2 protein-coding genes are annotated in these 3,508 nt (G+C 71.6%); one reads left to right on the top strand and one right to left on the bottom strand.

From position 1 onward, the window contains the following. Positions 1–711, top strand: a 711-nt coding sequence (locus ABTZ17_RS36540; RefSeq protein ID WP_352200133.1) for a DUF349 domain-containing protein, incomplete at its 5' end; no start/stop codon positions are given. A 186-nt stretch (positions 712–897) separates the two neighbouring features. On the opposite strand, the gene ABTZ17_RS36535 is transcribed toward ABTZ17_RS36540, so the two are convergent. After that, the gene (locus ABTZ17_RS36535) at positions 898–3,348 is read right to left on the bottom strand and encodes a RelA/SpoT family protein (RefSeq protein WP_352200132.1); all 2,451 of its coding nucleotides are present in this window, start codon (positions 3,346–3,348) and stop codon (positions 898–900) included. Between the last annotated feature and the right edge of the window lie 160 nt (positions 3,349–3,508).

Here is a 3,508-nt window from a genome sequence, read left to right as displayed (position 1 = left end):
TCGCACGCCCGGTCGGCCTTCTCCAAGCGGCGCAAGGCGCACTTCGCGTCCCTGGACGCGCAGCGCGAGGACGCCCGCAAGGTCAAGGAGAAGCTGGTCACCGAGGCCGAGTCGCTCTCCCGCTCCACCGACTGGGGTCCGACGGCGGCCCGGTACCGCGAGCTGATGGCGGACTGGAAGGCGGCGGGCCGCGCCCAGCGCGAGTCCGAGGACGAGCTGTGGAACCGCTTCCGCGGGGCGCAGGACGTCTTCTTCGCGGCGCGCGGCGAGGTGTTCGCCGAGCGGGACGCCGAGCAGTCGGAGAACCTGAAGCTGAAGGAGGAGCTCGCCGACGAGGCCGAGAAGATCCTTCCGGTGACGGACCTCAAGTCCGCTCGGGCCGCGTTCCGCGCGGTGAACGAGCGCTGGGAGGCCATCGGGCACGTGCCGCGGGACGCCCGTCCCAAGGTCGAGGGCCGGATGCACGCCGTGGAGCGGGCCATCCAGGAGGCCGAGGAGAACGAGTGGCGCCGGACGAACCCGGAGGCGCGGGCCCGCGCCGCCGGTCTGACCGGTCAGCTCCAGGACGCCGTCGACAAGCTGCGCAAGCAGATCGAGGCGGCCCGGGCGGCCGGGCAGGACGCCAAGGCCGACAAGCTCTCCCGTGAGCTGGAGGGCCGGCAGGCCCTGCTCGACCAAGCGCTGAAGGGCCTGGAGGAGTTCGGCGGCTGATCCTCCCGCCCGGAGGTCTTCGCGCGACGGCGGAAGGGCCCCGGCGGCTCCCTGGAATCCAGGGGCCGCCGGGGCCCTTCCGCGTGCGGGGGCACTCCCCCGGTTCGGCTCTCCGACCGCCCGACCGTGCGGCCGTGCGGCGCTCCGGCCCGGCGGTCCGCGTCGGGACCGCCGGGGCGGGGGTGGTCAGGGCCGGCGGGCGGAGGTGACGCGGTAGACGTCGTAGACGCCCTCCACGCCCCGGACGGCCTTGAGGACGTGACCGAGGTGCTTGGGGTCGCCCATCTCGAAGGTGAACCGGCTGGTGGCCACCCGGTCGCGGGAGGTCTGGACGGCCGCCGACAGGATGTTGACGTGCTGGTCGGACAGGACCCGGGTGACGTCGGAGAGCAGCCGGGACCGGTCCAGGGCCTCGACCTGTATGGCGACGAGGAACACGGAGGACTGGGTGGGGGCCCACTCGACCTCCAGGATCCGCTCGGGCTGCTGCGAGAGCGAGTCCACGTTGACGCAGTCGGCCCGGTGGACCGATACGCCGCTGCCCCGGGTGACGAACCCGATGATCGGGTCGCCGGGCACGGGGGTGCAGCAGCGCGCCAGCTTCACCCAGACGTCCTCGACGCCCTTGACCACCACGCCCGGGTCGGCGTTGGCGCGGCGCTTGGTGCGGCCGCGCGAGGGCGGGACGCTCTCCTCGATGTCCTCGTTGGCCGCCTCTTCCCCGCCCATGGCCTGGACGAGCTTCTGGACCACGGCCTGCGCGGAGACGTGTCCCTCGCCGATGGCGGCGTACAGAGAGGAGATGTCGGGGTAGCGCATCTCGTGGGCGAGGGTGACCAGGGAGTCGCCGGTGAGGATCCGCTGGATCGGCAGGTTCTGCTTGCGCATGGCCCGCGCGATGGCGTCCTTGCCGTGCTCGATGGCCTCGTCCCGGCGCTCCTTGGAGAACCAGGCGCGGATCTTGTTCCGGGCCCGCGGGGACTTGACGAAGCCCAGCCAGTCCCGGGACGGTCCGGCGCCCTCCGCCTTGGAGGTGAAGACCTCGACCAGGTCGCCGTTGTCCAGGGTGGACTCCAGCGGGACCAGCCGGCCGTTGACCCGGGCCCCTATGGTCCGGTAGCCGACCTCGGTGTGCACGGCGAAGGCGAAGTCCACCGGGGTGGCCCCGGCGGGCAGCGCGATCACGTCGCCCTTGGGCGTGAAGACGAAGACCTCGTTGCGGGAGAGGTCGAAGCGCAGCGAGTCGAGGAACTCGCCCGGGTCCTCCGTCTCCTTCTGCCAGTCCAGGAGCTGCCGCAGCCAGGCCATGTCGTTGACGGTGTCCTGGCCGGCGCTGCCCTTGGCGGCCTGCGGGACGTCGGTGCGGACCTTGGAGCTGCCCGCGACGGTCTGCTGCTTGTACTTCCAGTGCGCGGCGATGCCGTACTCGGCGCGCCGGTGCATGTCGAAGGTGCGGATCTGGAGCTCGACGGGCTTGCCGTTGGGTCCGATGACCGTCGTGTGCAGCGACTGGTACATGTTGAACTTGGGCATCGCGATGTAGTCCTTGAACCGCCCCGGAACCGGGTTCCAGCGGGCGTGGACGGTGCCCAGGGCCGCGTAGCAGTCGCGGACGGTGTCCACCAGGACGCGGATGCCCACCAGGTCGTAGATCTCGGCGAAGTCGCGGCCCCGCACGATCATCTTCTGGTAGACGCTGTAGTAGTGCTTCGGCCGCCCGGTGACGGTGGCCTTGATGCGGGCCGCCCGCAGGTCGGTCTGGACCTCGTCGGTGACCAGGGCCAGGTACTCGTCCCGCTTCGGGGCGCGCTCGGCGACCAGGCGGACGATCTCGTCGTACATCTTGGGGTAGAGGATCGCGAAGGCGAGGTCCTCCAGCTCCCACTTGATGGTGTTCATGCCCAGCCGGTGCGCCAGCGGGGCGTAGATCTCCAGGGTCTCGCGGGCCTTCTTCTCCTGCTTCTCCCGCTTGAGGTAACGCATCGTGCGCATGTTGTGCAGGCGGTCCGCGAGCTTGATGACGAGGACCCGGGGGTCCTTGGCCATGGCGACGACCATCTTGCGGACGGTCTCGGCCTGCGCGGCCTCGCCGAACTTGACCTTGTCGAGCTTGGTGACCCCGTCCACGAGCAGGGCCACGGCGTCGCCGAAGTCCCGGCGCAGCTGCTCCAGGCCGTACTCGGTGTCCTCGACGGTGTCGTGGAGCAGGCCCGCCATCAGGGTGGCCGGGTCCATGCCCAGCTCGGCCAGGATGGTGGTCACCGCGAGCGGGTGCGTGATGTACGGGTCCCCGCTCTTGCGCTTCTGGCCGCGGTGCCAGCGCTCCGCGACCTGGTACGCCTTCTCGATCTGGCGCAGGGTGGCCGTCTCGATCTTGGGGTCGTTGCTGCGGACTATGCGGAGCAGCGGTTCCAGGACCGGGTTGTACGGGTTGGAGCGCTGGACGCCCAGCCGGGCGAGGCGGGCGCGGACCCGGTTGGAGGAGCCCGCGGGCTTCAGCGGCGCGGGCTTCAGCGGCGCGGGCTTGACCGGCGGCACCGGCTTCGGCGCGGCGGGCGGCGTGGCGGGGGCCACCTCGGCCGGGCCGGCCTTCGGGTCGGGCTGCGCGGCGGAGAGTGGCTGGACCTCGTCTGGCAAGAGCGCTCCTCACGGGGGTCCCCCCGTACGGAGTCAGGGGGAGGTTCCGGGGCCCCGGTCAGGTCCGGAAAACCCATGGTAGCGAGGGTTGGCCCCGGGTGTTCCCCGGTGCCCGGCCCGTGGACGCGGCAGGCGGCGGGCACCCGGGGTGACCGGGTGC

The sequence above is a fragment of the Streptomyces sp. NPDC097619 genome, assembly GCF_040302735.1.
Classification (GTDB): domain Bacteria; phylum Actinomycetota; class Actinomycetes; order Streptomycetales; family Streptomycetaceae; genus Streptomyces.
Note: the sequence above shows the minus strand (reverse complement) of the source record. Positions and strands in the feature narration are given on the sequence as shown.